Genomic DNA, 17,250 nt, shown 5'->3' on the forward strand with positions numbered 1-17,250 from the left:
GTCGTTGAAAGTCGGGGTGGTGCTCAATCCGATTGCCGGTGGCGGCCGGCTGAAACGGCATTGGCCGGAGGTCGCCGCGTCGCTGAACAAGCATTTCGGCGAATTCGAGCTGCGCGAGACGCAAGCCGAGGGTGACGCCGAAAGGCTGGCGCTCGACCTCGCGGCCAGCGGCTTCGATCTGGTGATCGCGGCCGGCGGCGACGGCACCGCCAGCGAGGTGGCGGACGGCTTGCTGCAGGCATTCGACGAGAGTGGCCGGACGACCGAGCTTGGCTTGCTGCCTTGCGGCACAGGGATCGACTTCGCCCGCGGGCTCGGCCTGCCGAAAGAGGTGGATGCGGTGCTGAAACGGATCGCCGAAGCCAAGGCGCGCAAGATCGACGCCGGGCGCATCTGCTACATCGACGATCATGGCGCGCTGGCCAGCCGCCATTTCATCAACATCGCCAGCCTCGGCCTGTCGGGCGCCACCGACCGCGCGGTCAATGCCGACAAGCGCAAAGGCAAGATGTCGGCCAAGGCGCTGTTCCTGTGGCGCACCGTGGTCGAGTTCATCCGCTACCGGTTCCAGGATGTGCGGATCACCGTCGACGATGGCGCGCCGGTCGAGGCGCGCATGGCGCTGGTGGCGGTGGCCAACGGACGATTCTTCGGCGGCGGCATGATGATCGCACCGGACGCCGAGCTCGCCGACGGCCAGTTCGACATCGTCATCCTGCGCGCGGCCGGCAAGCTGAAGCTGATCTGGGACATCCGCCTGCTCTATGGCGGCCGGCATCGCAATCATCCGGCCATCACCATATTGCGCGGCAGGAAAGTGGTGGTCGAACCGCTCGGCGATGCCGAGAAAAATGGCGCGCTTGTCGACATAGACGGCGAGTCGCCAGGGCGCATACCGGCGACCTTCGAGATTCTGCCCGGAGCGCTGACGCTCAGATATTGAATCAAGTGCCTTAGGCGCTGATTCTGAACGCCGGACCAAGCCGCTGAAGGCATTGGCTAAATATTTGCCGGCTAGGTCTCAAGTTTGGCCGGAAAGCCGGGCGCGCGCAGGTCGGCGCCGACGGCGTCCTCGAGCAATTTGACGATCTGGGTCGACCAGGCGTTGCCGCCATAGGCTTCCTTGCCCTGCTCAAAAATCGCGTTGACGCGTGCGGCAAGGTCGAGCGGCACCCCGGATTGTTCAGCCATGGCGAGCGCAAAGCCGAGGTCCTTCAGCGCCAGGTCCATGGTGAAGCCGATGTCGTAGGAGCCGTTGAGGATGAGTTGGCTTTCGGTCTCGTGAACGAAGCTGTTGCCGGAAGAGGCGACGATGGCGTGGTAGGATTGGGCGAGGTCCAGGCCACCCTGCTTGGCCAGCATCAATGCCTCGCCGGCGGCGACGAGATGGATGAAGGCAAGCATGTTGGTGATGACCTTGATCACCGCGGCCGAGCCGACCGGTCCCATCAGAAACGATTTTGCGCACATCGCTTCGATGGCCGGCCGATGCCGTTCGTAGAGGGCTGCATCGCCGCCGACCAGCGCAGTGATCTTGCCGACCGCCGCCAGATGCACACCGCCGGTGACCGGGCATTCCAAAGTCTCGACGCCCTTGGCCGAGGCGAGGGCGGCAAGTCGCAGAATCTCGTCGCGGCCATTGGTCGACATTTCGATCCAGGTGCCGCCTTTGGGCAGACCTTCGAGCAGCCCGCCCGGACCGGCAAGCACCGCTTCGCTGACCTTGGGCGAGGGCAGGCAAGAGATGGCATTGCCGGCCAGCGCTGCTGCTTCTGCGGGGTTGGCTGCCGCCAGCGCCCCGAGCGCAACCATGCGCTCGACGGCGGCGGGGTCGCGGTCGAAGACGGTCACAGCAAAACCGTTGCGCAGCAGGCTGGCGGCAAGGTTGCCGCCGAGATGGCCGAGACCGATGAAGGCGTAGCGCTCGCTCACGGCATCAGCGGCGTCTGCATCATCTGCAGATGCAAATCCTTGCCGGTGTAGGGATGCGCGTCGCAGACCGCTTCATTGAGTTCGACGCCGAGGCCGGGTTCCTTCGATGGAATGACGTCGCCGTCCTGCCATTCGATCTTCTTCTTCAGCAGCGTGGCGTGGAAACCATCCCACTGCTTCAGCGATTCCAGGATGAGGAAGTTGGGCAGCGTCACCGCCAGCTGGATGTTGGCGGCGCCGACGATCGGTCCGCAATAGCAATGCGGCGCGACCTGGATGTGATAGGCCTCGGCCATGGCGGCGATCTTCTTGGTTTCGAGAATGCCGCCGGAGCGGCCGAGGTCCGGCTGCAGGATGGTGGCGGCGCGGTTCTCGATGACGCGGGCGAATTCGAACTTGGTCGTCAGCCGCTCGCCGGTGGCGATCGGGATCGACGTGCCGCGCGCCACCTGCGCCATCACTTCGGGCATATCAGGCGGCACCGGCTCCTCGAACCACAGCGGATCGTAGGGCTCGATGGCGCGCGCCATGCGCAGCGCGCCCGATGCGGTGAACTGGCCATGCGTACCGAACAATATATCGGCGCGGGTGCCGACAGCTTCGCGGATCGCCTTGATCATGCGAGTGGAGACGTCGATGTCGACGAGGCGCGGCTGGTGGCCGTCAAAAGCGGTATAGGGACCGGCCGGGTCGAGCTTGACGGCAGTAAACCCCTGCTCGACATATTCGAGCGCGCAGGCTGCCGCCATTTCGGGGTCGTTGTAGACGTTCCGGCCGTCCGGCGCGTCTTCCGAATGGACGCTGCCGGTGTGCGGATAGAGATAGGTGTAGGAGCGCAGCGTTTCGTGCACCTGGCCGCCGAGCAGTTTGTAGACCGGCTTGTTGGCCTCCTTGCCGACAATGTCCCAGCAGGCCATTTCCAGCGCCGAGAAACAGCCCATGCCGGTCACGTCGGGGCGCTGGGTGAAACCAGAGGAATAGGCGCGGCGGAAGAAGTTCTCGATGTCGTGCGGATCGTGGCCGATCAGATAGCGCTCGGCCATGTCTTCGACGAGCTTGGCCGTAATGTGGGCCGAGAAGGTGGCGTTGTAGGCCTCGCCATAGCCGACGACACCACCATCGGTGGTCAGCTTGACGAAGATGAAATACTTGCCGCCGATGCCGGGCGGCGGATTGCCGACAACCCAGGTCTTGACGTCGGTGATCTTCATTTTTGGTCCTCCAGAACCAGTTCGGCGCCCTTCCACCCGGTCATGATGGCGGCGGCGTTGGTGTTGCCGGTGATGTTGGCGGGAAAGATCGAGGCGTCGATGACGCGCAAGCCTTCGAGGCCGTGTACTTTCAGGCGCGAGTCGACGACGGCGCTCCCGGCATCAGGGCCCATGCGGCAGGTCGAGACTGGGTGATAGACGGTGCCCGAGCGTTTCCTGAAATCCGTGATCAGATCGGCGTCCGACTGGATCGATGGCCCCGGCAAAACCTCTTCGGTGATGATCTCCGCCATGGCGGGCATCGAGGCGATCTTGCGCACGAATTTCACCGCCGCCAGCATCTCGTCGACATCGGCATTGGTGGAATAGGCGTTGGCGACGATTTTGGGGTAATCGCGCGGGTTGCTGGAGCGGATCATGATCTCGCCCCGGCTCGACGGGCGGCAATTGGACAGGCCGATGGAAAAGCCCGGCCACGGGTCCGGCGTCAGGATCGGCCGCTCGCCGCTCTTCGGAATGACGGTCGAGAAGGCCTGGAAGTAAAGCTGCATGTTGGGGCGCGAGAACGCCGGGTCGGTGCGGAAGAAACCGCCGCCATGGTTCATCGACAACGAAAGCGGCCCAGAGCGGGTCAGGATGTATTGCATGCCGACCAAGAGCTTACCCCACCACGGCCGCAGGATCTGGTTGAGCGTCGGCACTTTGCCCTTGAAAGTGTAGTTGATGCCGACATGGTCCTGCAGATGCGCGCCGACATTTTCGTTGGCGTGGACGACCGGAATGCCGAGGCCCTTGAGCAGCGCCGAGGGGCCGACGCCGGACAGCTGCAGCAGCTGGGGCGAGTTGATCGAACCGGCGGACAGGATCACCTCGCGGCCGGCCCGCGCCGTCTTCGTCTCGCCGTTCTGCAAATACTCGATGCCGACGGCGCGCTTGCCTTCGAACAGAATTTTGCTTGCCAGCGCATTCGTTTCGACGCGGACGTTGCTGCGCTTCATCGCCGGGCGCAGGAAGGCGCGCGCCGCCGACATGCGGCGGCCACCCTTGGTCGAGATCTGGTAGATTCCGACGCCTTCCTGGGCAGCGCCGTTGAAGTCGGGGTTGAGCGGCAGGCCGGCCTGCTGGCCGGCGGCGAGATAGCGTTTGGTCAGCGGATGGACGGCGTTCGTCGTGTCGGTGATGTGCAGCGGCCCGCCAGTGCCGCGCCATGCGTCGGCGCCGGCCTCATTGTCCTCGAGCGCCTTGAAGCCCGGCAGCAGATCGTCATAGCCCCAGCCGGGATTGCCGGCGTCGCGCCAGTCGTCAAAATCCTCGCGCGCGCCCCTGATCCAGACCATGGCGTTGATCGAGCTTGAGCCGCCTAGCAGCTTGCCGCGCGGCCAATGGTCGACATTGCCGCCGAGACCGGGATCCGGTTCGGGCTTGTAGTTCCAGTTGACCGCCGGGTCGAAGAAGGTCTTGCCGTAGCCGAGCGGCATCTGCACGTAAAAGCGGCGGTCGGTGCCGCCGGCTTCCAGCACCATCACGGAGTAACGGCCGGAAGCCGACAGTTTGTCGGCGAGAACCGAGCCGGCCGAGCCGGAGCCGACGATGATGAAGTCATAGGTCTGCATGTGAATTTGGACGGCTCCGGAAAACTGGCCGCAGCCTAGACGCGGCAGGCTTGCCGCGTCGCCGCGCCTTCCGGCATGCGTTGTGAAAAATGCGACTGGAAGGCGCATGGTTCTGAAATGTCACCAAGGAAACGACATCGCGCACAACGGGGCTCGCGCATCGCGTTGACCTGTCAGCGCCGTGACGCTACGGAATCGAGGGCAATCGATCTCAAGGGGACAACGGCATGGTGCATTACGCGGACGGTCGGCCGATCGGCGATCTGACGTTGCGCACGCTTGCCATGCCGGCCGATGCCAATGCGGCCGGCGACATCTTTGGCGGCTGGGTGATGGCGCAGATGGATCTTGCCTGCGGCATCCGTGCCGCCGAGCGCGCCAAGGGCCGCGTGGTGACGGCGGCGGTCAAAGAGATGTCCTTCGCCAAGGCGATGAAGATCGGCGACACGCTGTGCATCTACACCCATGTCGAGCGCGTCGGCCGCACCTCGATGACGCTCAAGGTCGAGGCCTGGGCGCAGCGCTACCTCTCCGACCTGATGGAAAAGGTCACCCACGCCGATTTCGTCATGGTGGCGCTGGATAGCGACGGCAAGCCGAAGCCGATTCCGACCGAAAGCTGACGCAAGTCGATTCTGCCAGGATTGCGCTTATGTAACATCCCCCGCGCGGACGATGCGCTGCGCGACATCCAATGGTTGCCTTCCCATCCGATTCTGCGGATGGCGGGGGGAAGACAATGCGTCAACACATACTGAACGGCTGGCTCGTGGCGGCCCTTGTCGCGGTGATCTGTCTGCTCGGCACCACCGCCTATACCGAGATCAGGAAAGAACTTCCGAGTGTCGCCTGCAAGGACGACCGGACCGTCGGCGACCAGCGGACTTCCCGGCGGGCTGCAAACGTCCAGACGTGTGGCGCGGTGTGTTGTAGTACCCCCGCGCCAAAGGCCTGAGTGCCTCCGCGGAAGCCGCTTATCAGCTTCAAAATGATGATGCGCCGGCGAACGAGACGCATCGGTTGCGTCGCGATGGTGCCGCCAGCGAGGCAAGGCGAATCCGGTCAGACCTGGGCCACGCGCCTTTGCTGCGGAAATTCGTAAACCCTTGCAACGCAGAGATTTTCAGGCGTGAACGCCGTCGAATTTTTCACGCGCCGCCTGGACGCGCACGGTGTTTTTGCGCGCCCATTCGCCCAGCGCGCCGACCGGGATCAGCAGCTCATGGCCAAGCTCGGTCAGCTCGTAATCGACGCGTGGCGGGATGGTCGGGAATACGGTCCGAGTGACGAAACCGTCGCGCTCCAAGCCACGCAAAGTCGTGGTCAGCATCTTCTGCGAAATGCCGCCGACAGCAGCGCGCAATTCATTGAAACGCAGCGGCCCGCCGCCGAGCTTTCCGACGACCAGGACGGTCCATTTGTCGCCGACGCGTTGCAGGATTTCCGAGACGGCGCGGCAGTCTTCGGTGTTATGCGGGTGCCTCAGTAACAAAACGGTGCCTCCTTGCGCAGTGGTTTGACAGTATCTCATATAGCGCCGGTATCCAAACGATACCAGCTTTTACATATATGGAGAGCCCCATGTCCAAGCCCAAAATCGCCATTGTCGTCGGTTCGACACGCGCCGCGCGTTTCGCCGATGTGCCCGCCCAGTGGATCGCCAAGATTGCCAAGTCGCATGCCGACATCGACGTCGAGATCGTCGACCTGCGTGACTGGCCGCTGCCCTTCTTCGACGAAGTTGCTTCGTCCGCCTGGGCGCCCTCGCAGAACGAAGTTGCGCAGCGCTGGCAAAAGAAGGTCGCCGAGTTCGACGGCTTCATCTTCACCGCCGCCGAGTACAATCATGGCCCGACGGCCGTGCTGAAGAACGCCATCGACTACGCCGCCAATGAATGGAACAAGAAGCCGGCCGGTTTTGTCGGCTATGGCAGTGTCGGCGGTTCGCGTGCTGTCGAACATCTGCGCCTTGCCGCCGTCGAGCTGCAGATGGCGCCGGTCAAGTCCGCCGTCCACATCGCCTGGGGTGACTTCCTGGCGGTCCGCCAGGGCGAAAAGAAGCTCGAGGAGATCGAGCATCTGAATCAGGCAGGCGCTGCCTTGGTCAACGACGTTGCCTGGTGGGCCCGGGTGCTCAAGGCTGCGCGTCAGGCCGACGCGATTGCTGGCGAAGCCCAGGCGGCCTGAGCCTTATCCTCCCAAGGATCAATCATCTTCCCAAGGGCGGCGCTTGCGCCGCCCTTTTTTCATTGACGATGGTGCGGAATAGATCGCTGTCCGTCACAGCCAACCGCCGGAAAAACCGGCGTGGCGCAGACCTGTTGTGATAGCCGGCACGCGGCGCATCAGCCGCCACAGGAAGTCCGTTCGGTAATTCTCGATCATCAGGGCGATCGGCCCCTGATTGATGCCGACATGGTCCGGCGATACCCAGCCGCAGGCGCGACCGTCGGCGGCCTCGATGGTGGGATTGAAGCTTGCGACGAAACCGTAAGGATTGCCCGCGTACAGGTCCATCTCGTGAAAATGGCGCATTGCCGGCAGCACGATCTCCGGCGCAAAAGGCAAGGAGGCGATCGCCGCCCATGGCGACAGCGTGCCGTCATCGGGGCCGAACGGTGCGCCGCGCGCGAGATAACCGTAGAAGCGACGGCCATCGATCGTCATTTCCCGTTTGATCGGGCCTGGGCCGTCGCTGGCGGTGACGCCCCAGCAATTCTCGCCATAACCGCTTAGTCCCTTCGGATTGCGGATGGCATAGTCGCGCTGCAGGTAGGTCGCCTGGCGGCTGTTCTGGAAATAGTCTGTGTCGTGATCGCGCATGAAGGCATCGCGGATGCCGCGAAAGTCAATCCAGATATGCGAGAACTGGTGAATGAAGAGCGGCCCGGCATAGATCAGCTCCCGGCCGTAAATGGTCTTCCACTTGTAGGTGGACAGCCAGGCCGCGTAGCTCTCAGGCGGCAGCGCGTGTGTCGGCGATCCCAAACCAAGCACGTAGAGGATCAGCGCCTCGTCAAATCCTTGCCAGCGATAGCGCAGAAAACCTTTTTCGGGCCGCCAGCCATGGGTGACGGTGGCGCCGCCATTTTGCGCCCAACGCCAGTCGGTGCGGCGGTAGAGCGCATCGGCGAGCTGGCGGATCTCCAGTTCGGATTCGTCGTCCTGGTCAAAATAGGCGCCGGCGGCCAGGACGCCGGCCAGCAGAAGTGCGGTATCGACCGTCGACAGTTCGCACTTCCAGACGCGGCGGCCGGTCTGCATGTCGAGGAAATGATAGTAGAAACCCTTATAGCCGGTGGCATCGGGCTCCGGCCCGTGCGGGGCGTTCCAGAAGAAGCGAAGGGTAGCGAGCGTCCGCTCGATTGCGGCGGCGCGCGTCATGAACCCGCGCTCGACGCCGACGGGATAGGACGACAGAGCGAGCCCGACGGCGGCTATGCTGGCAGGCGACGCGGCCGTGTTGCGGTCGGCGACCAGGCCATTGGCAGGGTTGGCCTCATTGAGAAAATACTCGAAGGACAGGCGCTGGATGTCTTGGAGAAGCTCGTCGTTCCGGGCGTGTTCGTTCGATGCATCCATGCCCTTCGATATAGAGGCTTTGGCCGCGTTTCCCAATCTTCCGATGGATCAATCATGGGTGAGTATGGCGCAGGCCGATAGCGAACCTATTGTGCGAGCGGGGCCGGAATTTATACCGGCCCCGAGCCCCTTCACTCATGCCTCTGCCTTGCGCGGTTCGGCGAGCATGCGCAGGCACGCGAGCATCTGACCAAATCGTCCTGACGCCACATCGCGGGCTTGCCTGCCAACTTTGAGCTGCCGTGTCGGTGGTGCTCGCGCCCTCCTTTCGAGCGCTCCTCTCCGCGATCACGACTGAGTGACTTGCATAATGAAACTAACGTAGCTATGTGTCACTTTCATTTTGAAAGAGACCTCTGTCATGGTTGCAAAGACAAGCTTCGAAAACCGCCCATGCCCGATCGCCCGCAGTCTCGATGCTGTCGGTGAGTGGTGGAGCATTCTTTTGCTCAGGGACGCGTTCCAGGGCCTGACGCGCTTCGACCAGTTTCAGAAGAGCCTGGATATCGCGCCCAACATTCTCACGCGGCGGCTGAACAGCCTGGTCGAGCGCGGCCTGTTCGAGAAGCGCGTCTACTGCGAACGGCCACTTCGCCATGAGTATGTTCTGACCGCCAAGGCGCGCGATTTCCGCCCGGTTCTGCTTTCGCTGCTCGCCTGGGGCAACAAGCATCTGGCCCCTGAAGGCCCGAGCCTGGTCGTGGTGGACAGAGTGGATGGACGCTGGGCCGAGCCGGTTCTGGTCGACCGCCAAACCGGCGGCGAACTCGATAGCGAGGGCTTCACCCTGGCGACGGGGCCGACGGCGACCGACCGCATGCGGCAGCGCTATCGCTTCAGCAGCGAAGGCTCGGGCTTTCCACTCATCGACAACACATTGTTTGACCAAAGTCGCGAAGAGGCGCGGGGCAAATGAACAAGGTTTTATCCGCTGCCGAGTTGCAGCCAGCGCAGCCGTCGACTGTGCAAATACTTGCGCATGCCAAATCGCGCCGCAAGCCGTTGCTGATGCTGGGCGCGCTGGTGGCGATCGGCCTCGCTGGATGGTACGGCGTCGACTGGTGGCAGGCAGGCCGTTTCCTTGTCTCCACAGACGACGCCTATGTCGGCGGCAATGTGACGCCGCTGGCGCCGCGGGTCGCCGGCCACATCGATCAGATCCTCGTCGAGGACAACCAGCATGTCGCCGCAGGACAGCTCATCATCCGCATCGACGACCGGCCGTTCAAGGCGGCGCTGGAGCACGCGCAGGCGTCCGTCCAACAACAGCAATCGGCCCTCGACAATCTGCGCGCCCAGGTCTCGCTGCAGAATTCGGTGATCGAGCAGGCCGAGGCCGATCTCGAGGCCAAGAGTGCTGCCGCGACCTTCACCGCCCAGGATGCCAAGCGCTATGAGGTGCTGGCCACCACCAGGGCCGGAACGCAGCAGGATGCGCAGCGAAGCCTTGCCGCCGACGGTCAGGCCAAGGCTACCGTCGCCGCCTCGCGCGCGGGGCTGGCAGCCGCCAAGCAGCAGCTCGACGTGCTCAACACCCAGATCGCCGAAGCGACCGCCGCAGTAGCGGCGGCCAAGGCGGATGTCGATACGGCAGAGCTCGATCTCGGCTTCACCGAGATACGCTCACCCATCGACGGCGTGGTTGGCAACAGGTTGGCGCAGGTCGGCAGCTACGTCTCGCCGGGCAGCTATCTTCTGACGATCGTGCCCGCATCGGGCCTGTGGGTCGACGCCAATTTCAAGGAAGACCAGTTGCGCGCCATGACCGACGGCCAGGCCGCGACGGTCTACACCGACATCGCGCCCGACGCGCCGCTGAAAGGCCACGTCACCAGCCTGGGGCCGGCGACCGGAGCGATCTTCAGCGTGATTCCGCCGCAGAATGCGACCGGTAATTTCACCAAGATCGTCCAGCGCGTTCCCGTCCGGATCACGATCGACCAGGACCAGGCGCAAAAGGTCGCGCTGCGGCCGGGCCTGTCGACCACGGTCACCGTCGATACCGCTTCGCACTGAGGGCGTCATGTCCGAGCGCCCGCAGTCTTTCATCACCAGCATCCTGCCGTTCATGGTGATGTGCGTGGGCATGTTCATCGCGCTGCTCGACATCCAGATCGTTGCATCCTCGCTGCAGGATATTGGCGGCGGCCTGTCGGCGGCGCAGGACCAGATCGGCTGGGTTCAGACCTCCTACCTCGTGGCGGAAATCATCGTCATCCCGCTGTCGGGCTGGCTCACCCGGGTGTTCTCGACGCGTTGGCTGTTCACATTCTCGGCAGCCGGCTTCACGCTGGCCAGCATGCTGTGCGGCTTCGCCTGGAGCATCGAAAGCATGATCGTGTTCCGCGCGCTGCAGGGGCTGCTCGGTGCGTCGATGATCCCGACGGTGTTCACCTCGTCATTCCACTATTTCCAGGGTCCGAGGCGCGTCTATGCGGCAGCGGTGGTCGGCAGCATCGCGTCGATCGCGCCAACGCTCGGGCCTGTCATCGGCGGCTGGATCACCGACACGCTAAACTGGCACTGGCTGTTTTATGTCAACGTCGTTCCCGGCACCATCATCACCATCCTCGTCGCGCTGCTTGTCAAGATCGACAAGGCCGATCCGTCGCTGCTGAAGGGCGCCGACTATATCGGCATGGTGCTGATGGCCGTCAGTCTCGGCACGGCCGAATATGTGCTGGAAGAGGGCACGCGCTGGAACTGGTTCGACGACGCAACGATCCGCAATGGCGCCATCTTGGCCAGCGTTACCCTGGTCCTGTTCGTCATCCGCAGCCTGACCTATGCGCAGCCGGTGGTCGACTTTCGCGCCTTCGGCAACCGCAACTTCGCCATTGGCTGCTTTCTCTCCTTCGTCACCGGCATCGGCATCTTTGCCACGATCTATCTGACGCCTTTGTTCCTGGGTTATGTCCGCGGCTACGACGCCTATCAGACGGGGCTCGCGGTGTTTTCCACCGGCGTCGCGTCGATGGTCGGCGTGCCCGTCTACATCTTCCTCGCCAAGCGCTTCGATACGCGCTGGCTGATGATGTTCGGCCTGGCCTCCTTTGGCGCCTCGATGTGGAGTTTTTCCGCCATCACCAGCCAGTGGGGCGCCGCACAGCTGCTGCTGCCGCAAATCTTCCGTGGCTTTCCGCAGGTGTTTGCCGTGGCGCCGAGCGTCAATCTCGGCCTTGGCAGCCTGCCGCCGGAGCGGCTGAAATATGCCAGCGGCCTTTTCAACACGATGCGCAATCTCGGCGGCGCCGTCGGTATCGCCATTTGCGGCGCGATCCTGAATGATCGCACCAACTTCCATTTTCTGACCATCGCCTCGCACCTGACGCCGCAAAACGAGGCGGCGATGCGGCTGCTCGACAATGTGGGCGCACGCTATGGGCAGTTGCCGGGCGCCGTCGACGATGGTCATGCCGCGGCGCTGAAGCAGCTCTGGCAGTTGGCCTATCGCGAGGCCTCGACCATGGCCTATGCCGATGCCTTCCTGGTCATCATGGTCGCCTTCGTCATTGCCACTGCGCTGGTCCCATTCTTGCGCAACGTTACGCCAAAGGCGCCGCCGCCGGACGCGCATTGAGGGCAAACTTGCCTTGGACCGCCATATGGACAGGGCTGCCATCTGGCCCTGCTTTTTTGCCCTGATATATCCGGCTGCGATCCATCACATGAGCAGTCCCCGTGAAGTCACCCAGCCTGACAGGCGTCGTTTCCCCTATGATCCCGGTGCTGGTCTGCGCGCTGGCGATCTTCCTTCTGTCCGCCATGGATGCGGCAATGAAGGTTCTGGTCATCGCCGTCGGTGTCTACAACACGGTGCTGTGGCGAAGCATGCTTGCAACCGTCGTCGCGGGCACGGCCTGGGCGGCGGGGCCGCGCGTGCTTCCCGATTCTTCGGTGCTCAAGCTGCATGCGCTGCGCGCCGTCGTCGTCTGCATCGTCCTGCTGTCGTTCTTCTGGGGGCTTGCCAGGTTGCCGCTGGCGGATGGGATCGGGCTTAGTTTCGTAGCTCCGCTGTTTGCTCTTCTGCTGGCCGCGCTGCTGTTGGGCGAACGCATCCAGCGCCAGGCGATCTGGGCGTCGCTGGCCGGCATTGCCGGTGTCATCATCATCATGGCCGGACAGTTCGGGCAAGGCAGTTACACCGGGGATGCTCTGCTTGGCACGGTGGCTGTGCTCGCATCGACGGTGTTCTACGCCTACAATCTGATCCTCTCGCGGCGGCAGGCGCTGGTGGCCAAGCCAGTCGAGATCATGCTGTTCCAGAACCTGTGCGTTGCCGCCGTCCTTCTCCCCGCCGCACCCTGGCTGGCGGTCGCCCTGCCGGGCAATCTCTGGCTTCCCCTTGCGGGTGTGACGGCGTTGTCGCTCTCCGGCCAGTTCCTGATGAGCTGGTCCTATGCGCGGGCAGAAGCGCAATATCTGATCCCGACGGAATATTCGGCCTTCATCTGGGCGATCGTGTTTGGCTGGCTGTTCTTCGACGAGGCTGCGACCTGGACGACGCTGGCGGGTGCCGCCCTGATCGTCGCCAGTTGCCTGATCGCCTCGCGGTCCAATCCCAGACTTGCCGAACCGATCGAAGCCGCGGTGTGAAAGGGCGCTGTTGTCAGCGCACCACTTCGCGATGGCCGCTGGGCAGGCGGGTGGCGATCAGCTTGTCGATGCGGCGGCCGTCGAGGTCGACCACCTCGAAGCGCCAGCCCTGCGCGTCGACGCATTCGCCGGTCGCCGGCAGATGATGCATGTGCGACAGCACATAGCCGGCGACGGTCTCATAGTCGCGGTTTTCCGGCAGGTCGATGCCGAGAACCTCGGCCATCTCGTCGGCCTGCATGTAGCCGGCGAGCAGCCATGAGCCGTCCTCGCGCTTGACGGCGTTTTCCTCCTCGCCGGCGTCGAGGTCGGCGCGGAAGACGCCGGTGATGGCTTCGAGAATGTCTGCGGGAGTGACGATGCCTTCGAAATGACCGTATTCGTCATGCACCAGCGCCATCGGCACGTCGGAATCCTTCAGCTTCTGCAGCACGTCCAGCGCGTCGGCCTGGTCATAGACAATGGGGGCGGCGCGCACGTGCTTGCGCGGGTCGAGCGCGCGGCCGGCAAGGATCGCCGCCAGCACGTCGCGGGTCTGGACGACGCCGACCATGACATCGACGCCGCCATCGCCCGCCGGCAGGCGCGAATGCTGGGTGTCCATCAACAGCTTGCGGATGGCGCTCTCATCCGCCTGCAGGTTGATCCAGTCGACCTCGGTGCGCGGCGTCATCACCGCGCGCACAGCGCGATCGCCGAGCCGCATGACGCCGGCAATCATACGCCGTTCGTCGGATTCGATGGTGCCGTGGTGCTCGGCCTCGGCGACCAGCATCTTGATCTCCTCGTCGGTGACCTTCTCGTCGCTTTCGCCGCGCTGGCCAAGCAGCCACAATATGGCGCGGCCGGAAATGTCGAGCAGGAACACCAGTGGCGCCGAGACGGTGGCAAGGATGGTCATCGCCGGCGCCGCGCGGGCGGCGACGCGTTCGGGATCGCGCAACGCGATCTGCTTGGGCACCAGTTCGCCGACGATCAGCGAGAAATAGGTGATGATGGCAACGACGATGCCGACGCCGAGCGGATCGGCGATGTTTTCGCGGATGCCGGTCGAGGCCAGGTACACCGACAGCCTGTCGCCCAGCGTGGCGCCGGAGAAGGCGCCTGACAGCACGCCGACCAAGGTGATGCCGATCTGCACCGACGACAGGAACTTGCCGGGGTTGGAGCCGAGCGCCAGCGCGCGCCCGGCGCCATTGACGCCGCGGTCGATCATCGCCTTGAGCCGTGCCGGGCGCGACGAAACGATGGCGAGCTCGGACATCGACAGAAGGCCGTTCACACAGATGAGGACGACCACGGTAGCGATTTCGACGTATAGCATCAGGGCTCAATAGCATTGCCGCAGGCCGCTGGAAAATAGTCCGCGTCGATTTTTGAAAAATGACAGTGGTTCAGGGGATTTGCCTGAGCACGCCGATAATGGCCTTGCCGTCGGTGAAATAGGGATCGCCGCCGCCATTGCGTCCGGCTTTGGTGGCGCCGATGCCCGGGATATCGCTCGCCGAGATCACCATGCCGGCCGCAGTCAGGTCGTGGATCACGAGATCGCGCTCGGCGTCGATGTCGGGGCCGATATGATGGGTGATGGCGCCGGTGTCGTGGCTCAGCCCAACGCCACGATCGAAGCTGGCCGAGCCCAGCCAGAGCGGGCGGCCATCGTCGCCAGTGGCATCGGTCTGCCAGAAGCGGACATGATGACGCCGGTCGGCACTGTTGCCGACCGGTTTTTCAAAGGCGAGGTCCTGGGCGCGGCCTTCGAACAGCAACCGGCTGACCGGGGCGTCGGGATAGGGACGATCGAACAGCACGCTTTCCCCGATTTCGATCGCGGTCTTCAGCGTCACGCCATCTGCCGTGTCCCAGCCGGCGACGGCGAAGGCATGCACAAGCTCCTTTTCGCTGCCGACTAGGCCGACATTGATCGGGTCGCCCGGAATGCCTTGCGGCGTGTGCGCCACCATTTCGAAGGTCTGCTTGCGAAAGTCGCGGTCGCGAAACGTCCAGAACTCAGGTGCCGCGACATAGGCAAGCGCCAGCCAGGCGGCCACGAAAGCCGCAAGCCAGATCGTTGCGCGTCGTCTGAGGCTTTTCTGTCCCACCTGTCGCCGCCTGCTTGCGAAGCGTCACCTTATGCGGCGCAACCGGGCTTTGGCAAAGAGCCGGCTAGCGGCAGGCGCGGTAGCCGCTCTTGCGGTTCTTGATGTCGAAATGGAAATGGTTGCGGTGGTCGTAATTGTAGCCGGGGCCGAGCACGGTGGTGAAATACTGGCAGCCGTCGGCGCGCACATTGTTGAGGAAACCACGGGTGCGGAAGGCAAATAGGCCGGGCTTGCGCACGTCGATGTCGTCGCCATTGTTGAGCTCTATGCTCATGACGTCGAGCGCGTTGCCCTTGCCGTGTTCGGACAAAACCCCTTCGCCGGCGATGTTGCGGCAGGAATAGCTCGAGCCCTGGTGGATGGTCTTGACGCCCGAGAAATAGCGCCAGCGGGCGGAGGGGACCAGCTCGTTCCTGGTCCATGCGGCAAAGCTGGCGGCCATGTCGCAGGTCAAGGTCGCCGCCGGCTTCATCTGGATGCCGCCAATGGCCGAGACCTTGACCGGGTAATCGATACCGCATTGTCCTTCATGGATCGGCTGGACGTCGGTGTAGACGACGCCGAGGCGCCGCAATTCGCCACGGCAGTCGGTTTCGCTGGCCGGCATCTGTTCGGGCTCGGACATCGGCTCGTCCATGCGCGGATAGGCTGCGGTCATGTAGGGGTTGGACGGGACGAGCTTCTGCATGCCTTCATATTGCGGTTCGGCTTGCGGCACAGCCGCGGTCTGCGAGCCCACATCGACGGCCGGCTCCAAATTCAGCACGCTGCCGGTGTTGCAGGCCGAAACGGCGGCGAGCGCAAGGCCGGCGGCCACCATCGCTGCGCGTTTCGATTGGCGCAAGGTGACGAGAAAAACCGCGCGAAATCTGCCGGCCATTGACGGAATCCCTTTGACGGATATCCGGCATTTTAACGATCAAGGGTAAAGGAAAACTCAGCGCAAGCGTTCATGCCTGCGGCCGAAATGCGGCGCGTGGGTGACCCTGCCGGCCTACTGGCAGAATGTCCCGCCGTGCCGGCGCGGTTCGAGATCGAGATGGAAATGCAGGGAATGGTCGGCATCGGCGCCCGGTCCGAGCACGGTCTTGAACGGCCCGCAGGCGGCCTTGCGCACCGCGTTGAGGAATTTCGCGTCCTTTTCGGGCGGCGCCGGGCCGACCTCGATCTTCCTGCCGTCCGACAGGGTGAAGCTGGCGATGTCGAGGGCGTTGCCGAAGGCGTGTTCCGACAGTTTGCGCGTGCCGTGGCGCGGCCGGCAGACGAAGGCCGATGCCTGGTTGATCGATTTCAGGTCAGCGCCGAATTCGGCTTTTGCTGCCGGCTGGATGGCATTGGCGGCAAAGCGGGCGGCGGCTTCGGCCATCGGGCAGTTGAGCTCGGTCGCGGGGCCGATGGCGATGGATTTTCCGAGCGACTTCAACATGATGGGATAGGGGATCGAGCAGCCGATATCGGGATTGCTCTCCGCCTTGTGCTCGTCGAACTCGACGCCAAGCGCCGTTAGCCGCTCACGACAGGCGACTTCCTCCGCCGGCATTTTGGCGTCGGGCAGATCGGCAGAGCGCGGGTCGGGCAGCATTTTCTCGTCGTCGGCATCCGCGGGTTTTTTGGGCGGTTGCGGAGCAACGACCGGTGGCTTAACCTCCGGGTTTGCGACGTCGGGCTTTTGTGTCGGAATCGGCACCACGGCCGGCGGCTCGGGCTCGCTTTCCGTATCGGTCGACGGCTTCGGCCCTGACGGTTCGGGAGCTGGCGGTTCGGGCCGAGCCTGCTTTCTCTCACGGGATTTTTCTTCATTGAACCGATCGTCATTGGAGCGGTTGGGCGCGCCGATGGTCTTCGGACCTTCGGTCTTTTGCTCTTCGGTCGTTGCGGCGTTGGTCTTCACCTCTGCGGGACGTGCCTCAGGCACCGGAACAACGCGCGAGGGCTGTACCGGAATATCGGCGGGTGAGGGTTTTGGATCCGGCTTCGTCTGTTGCACCTGGTTTGGCGTGATATGCCGCTTGGCCCTGGGCTTCTGGCGGTGCTTGCTGCGCGGCTTCACCGGCTGGTCGGCCCGCGGTGAAAACAGCTGTTCCAACCGTTGTGACAGTGGCGTGTGATGCTTGCGACGCTGTTTGGCGTCGGCTTGCGTCAGCAGCAGGGACGTCAACAGCAGGGCCGTGACGGCCATGACCAGTGCAATCCGGAATGTTCTGGAAAAGACAA

General features: G+C 63.7%; 17 protein-coding genes. 8 read left to right on the plus strand and 9 right to left on the minus strand.

The genetic code is table 11. The features are described from left to right. Positions 1-4: 4 nt before the first annotated feature. Positions 5-943 (plus strand): diacylglycerol/lipid kinase family protein, encoded by a 939-nt coding sequence (locus AC1DZ8_RS12455; RefSeq protein ID WP_477303018.1) that lies wholly within the window; start codon positions 5-7, stop codon positions 941-943. 71 nt (positions 944-1,014) lie between these two features. On the opposite strand, the gene AC1DZ8_RS12460 is transcribed toward AC1DZ8_RS12455, so the two are convergent. The 3 genes from AC1DZ8_RS12460 to AC1DZ8_RS12470 are packed head-to-tail and all read right to left on the minus strand — an operon-like array spanning position 1,015 to position 4,756. Continuing rightward, positions 1,015-1,932 carry an NAD(P)-dependent oxidoreductase gene (locus AC1DZ8_RS12460; RefSeq protein WP_477303016.1) on the minus strand — a complete coding sequence of 306 codons (918 nt, stop codon included), beginning with the start codon at positions 1,930-1,932 and terminating at the stop codon, positions 1,015-1,017. After that, on the minus strand, positions 1,929-3,143 hold the full coding sequence (locus AC1DZ8_RS12465) for a mandelate racemase/muconate lactonizing enzyme family protein (protein WP_477303014.1): 1,215 nt from the start codon (positions 3,141-3,143) through the stop codon (positions 1,929-1,931). Before AC1DZ8_RS12465 ends, AC1DZ8_RS12460 begins: the two co-directional genes overlap by 4 nt. After that, positions 3,140-4,756: a GMC family oxidoreductase gene (locus AC1DZ8_RS12470; protein WP_477400952.1), complete on the minus strand. Its 1,617-nt coding sequence runs from the start codon at positions 4,754-4,756 to the stop codon at positions 3,140-3,142. The genes AC1DZ8_RS12465 and AC1DZ8_RS12470 overlap by 4 nt, the downstream gene beginning before the upstream one ends. Before the next feature lie 227 nt (positions 4,757-4,983). Here AC1DZ8_RS12470 and AC1DZ8_RS12475 point away from each other — a divergent pair, with 227 nt between their 5' ends. Together AC1DZ8_RS12475 and AC1DZ8_RS12480 are read left to right on the plus strand one after the other, a co-directional pair. Further along, positions 4,984-5,379 carry an acyl-CoA thioesterase gene (locus AC1DZ8_RS12475; RefSeq protein ID WP_023671995.1) on the plus strand — a complete coding sequence of 132 codons (396 nt, stop codon included), beginning with the start codon at positions 4,984-4,986 and terminating at the stop codon, positions 5,377-5,379. A gap of 116 nt (positions 5,380-5,495) precedes the next feature. Further along, the gene (locus AC1DZ8_RS12480) at positions 5,496-5,711 is read left to right on the plus strand and encodes a hypothetical protein (RefSeq protein WP_477303010.1); all 216 of its coding nucleotides are present in this window, start codon (positions 5,496-5,498) and stop codon (positions 5,709-5,711) included. Between the two features lie 168 nt (positions 5,712-5,879). On the opposite strand, the gene AC1DZ8_RS12485 is transcribed toward AC1DZ8_RS12480, so the two are convergent. Then, positions 5,880-6,248: a winged helix-turn-helix transcriptional regulator gene (locus AC1DZ8_RS12485; protein WP_477303008.1), complete on the minus strand. Its 369-nt coding sequence runs from the start codon at positions 6,246-6,248 to the stop codon at positions 5,880-5,882. Between the two features lie 89 nt (positions 6,249-6,337). On the opposite strand from AC1DZ8_RS12485, the gene AC1DZ8_RS12490 reads away from it, so the two are divergent. Continuing rightward, positions 6,338-6,943, plus strand: coding sequence for an NADPH-dependent FMN reductase (locus tag AC1DZ8_RS12490; RefSeq protein ID WP_477303006.1), 606 nt, complete (start codon positions 6,338-6,340; stop codon positions 6,941-6,943). A 93-nt stretch (positions 6,944-7,036) separates the two neighbouring features. Here AC1DZ8_RS12490 and AC1DZ8_RS12495 read toward each other — a convergent pair whose 3' ends face one another. After that, on the minus strand, positions 7,037-8,338 hold the full coding sequence (locus AC1DZ8_RS12495) for a glucoamylase family protein (protein ID WP_477303004.1): 1,302 nt from the start codon (positions 8,336-8,338) through the stop codon (positions 7,037-7,039). 361 nt (positions 8,339-8,699) lie between these two features. Between AC1DZ8_RS12495 and AC1DZ8_RS12500 the strand changes: the two genes are divergently transcribed. The 4 genes from AC1DZ8_RS12500 (at position 8,700) to AC1DZ8_RS12515 (ending at position 12,934) form a co-directional block, all read left to right on the plus strand. Further along, entirely contained in the window at positions 8,700-9,254 is a 555-nt protein-coding gene (locus AC1DZ8_RS12500) for a winged helix-turn-helix transcriptional regulator (RefSeq protein WP_477400954.1), read from the plus strand. After that, positions 9,251-10,354 carry an HlyD family secretion protein gene (locus tag AC1DZ8_RS12505; protein ID WP_477303000.1) on the plus strand — a complete coding sequence of 368 codons (1,104 nt, stop codon included), beginning with the start codon at positions 9,251-9,253 and terminating at the stop codon, positions 10,352-10,354. Before AC1DZ8_RS12500 ends, AC1DZ8_RS12505 begins: the two co-directional genes overlap by 4 nt. Before the next feature lie 7 nt (positions 10,355-10,361). Continuing rightward, a complete protein-coding gene (locus AC1DZ8_RS12510; protein WP_477302998.1) occupies positions 10,362-11,918 on the plus strand; it encodes a DHA2 family efflux MFS transporter permease subunit in 1,557 nt (518 codons plus the stop codon). A 137-nt stretch (positions 11,919-12,055) separates the two neighbouring features. Beyond that, positions 12,056-12,934, plus strand: a complete 879-nt coding sequence (locus AC1DZ8_RS12515) for a DMT family transporter (protein ID WP_477303863.1) — start codon at positions 12,056-12,058, stop codon at positions 12,932-12,934. Positions 12,935-12,947: 13 nt separating this feature from the next. Here AC1DZ8_RS12515 and AC1DZ8_RS12520 read toward each other — a convergent pair whose 3' ends face one another. The 4 genes from AC1DZ8_RS12520 to AC1DZ8_RS12535 form a co-directional block, all read right to left on the minus strand. Beyond that, complete coding sequence (locus AC1DZ8_RS12520; protein ID WP_477302996.1) at positions 12,948-14,258, minus strand: hemolysin family protein; 1,311 nt, start codon at positions 14,256-14,258, stop codon at positions 12,948-12,950. A gap of 70 nt (positions 14,259-14,328) precedes the next feature. After that, positions 14,329-15,036, minus strand: a complete 708-nt coding sequence (locus tag AC1DZ8_RS12525; protein WP_477302994.1) for an LssY C-terminal domain-containing protein — start codon at positions 15,034-15,036, stop codon at positions 14,329-14,331. 64 nt (positions 15,037-15,100) lie between these two features. Next, entirely contained in the window at positions 15,101-15,916 is an 816-nt protein-coding gene (locus tag AC1DZ8_RS12530) for an extensin-like domain-containing protein (protein WP_477302992.1), read from the minus strand. A gap of 114 nt (positions 15,917-16,030) precedes the next feature. Next, on the minus strand, positions 16,031-17,215 hold the full coding sequence (locus AC1DZ8_RS12535; RefSeq protein WP_477302990.1) for an extensin-like domain-containing protein: 1,185 nt from the start codon (positions 17,213-17,215) through the stop codon (positions 16,031-16,033). Positions 17,216-17,250: the final 35 nt, after the last annotated feature.

The organism is Mesorhizobium sp. P2_F7, from assembly GCF_056403695.1.

What these genes read in the sequence shown, in the direction of transcription:
- AC1DZ8_RS12465 (WP_477303014.1), bottom strand. Translation starts at nt 3,143, where the DNA reads ATGAAGATCACCGACGTCAAGACCTGGGTTGTCGGCAATCCGCCGCCC.
- AC1DZ8_RS12470 (WP_477400952.1), bottom strand. Translation starts at nt 4,756, where the DNA reads ATGCAGACCTATGACTTCATCATCGTCGGCTCCGGCTCGGCCGGCTCG.
- AC1DZ8_RS12475 (WP_023671995.1), top strand. Translation starts at nt 4,984, where the DNA reads ATGGTGCATTACGCGGACGGTCGGCCGATCGGCGATCTGACGTTGCGC.
- AC1DZ8_RS12480 (WP_477303010.1), top strand. Translation starts at nt 5,496, where the DNA reads ATGCGTCAACACATACTGAACGGCTGGCTCGTGGCGGCCCTTGTCGCG.
- AC1DZ8_RS12490 (WP_477303006.1), top strand. Translation starts at nt 6,338, where the DNA reads ATGTCCAAGCCCAAAATCGCCATTGTCGTCGGTTCGACACGCGCCGCG.
- AC1DZ8_RS12495 (WP_477303004.1), bottom strand. Translation starts at nt 8,338, where the DNA reads ATGGATGCATCGAACGAACACGCCCGGAACGACGAGCTTCTCCAAGAC.
- AC1DZ8_RS12500 (WP_477400954.1), top strand. Translation starts at nt 8,700, where the DNA reads ATGGTTGCAAAGACAAGCTTCGAAAACCGCCCATGCCCGATCGCCCGC.
- AC1DZ8_RS12505 (WP_477303000.1), top strand. Translation starts at nt 9,251, where the DNA reads ATGAACAAGGTTTTATCCGCTGCCGAGTTGCAGCCAGCGCAGCCGTCG.
- AC1DZ8_RS12510 (WP_477302998.1), top strand. Translation starts at nt 10,362, where the DNA reads ATGTCCGAGCGCCCGCAGTCTTTCATCACCAGCATCCTGCCGTTCATG.
- AC1DZ8_RS12515 (WP_477303863.1), top strand. Translation starts at nt 12,056, where the DNA reads ATGATCCCGGTGCTGGTCTGCGCGCTGGCGATCTTCCTTCTGTCCGCC.
- AC1DZ8_RS12520 (WP_477302996.1), bottom strand. Translation starts at nt 14,258, where the DNA reads ATGCTATACGTCGAAATCGCTACCGTGGTCGTCCTCATCTGTGTGAAC.
- AC1DZ8_RS12530 (WP_477302992.1), bottom strand. Translation starts at nt 15,916, where the DNA reads ATGGCCGGCAGATTTCGCGCGGTTTTTCTCGTCACCTTGCGCCAATCG.
- AC1DZ8_RS12535 (WP_477302990.1), bottom strand. Translation starts at nt 17,215, where the DNA reads ATGGCCGTCACGGCCCTGCTGTTGACGTCCCTGCTGCTGACGCAAGCC.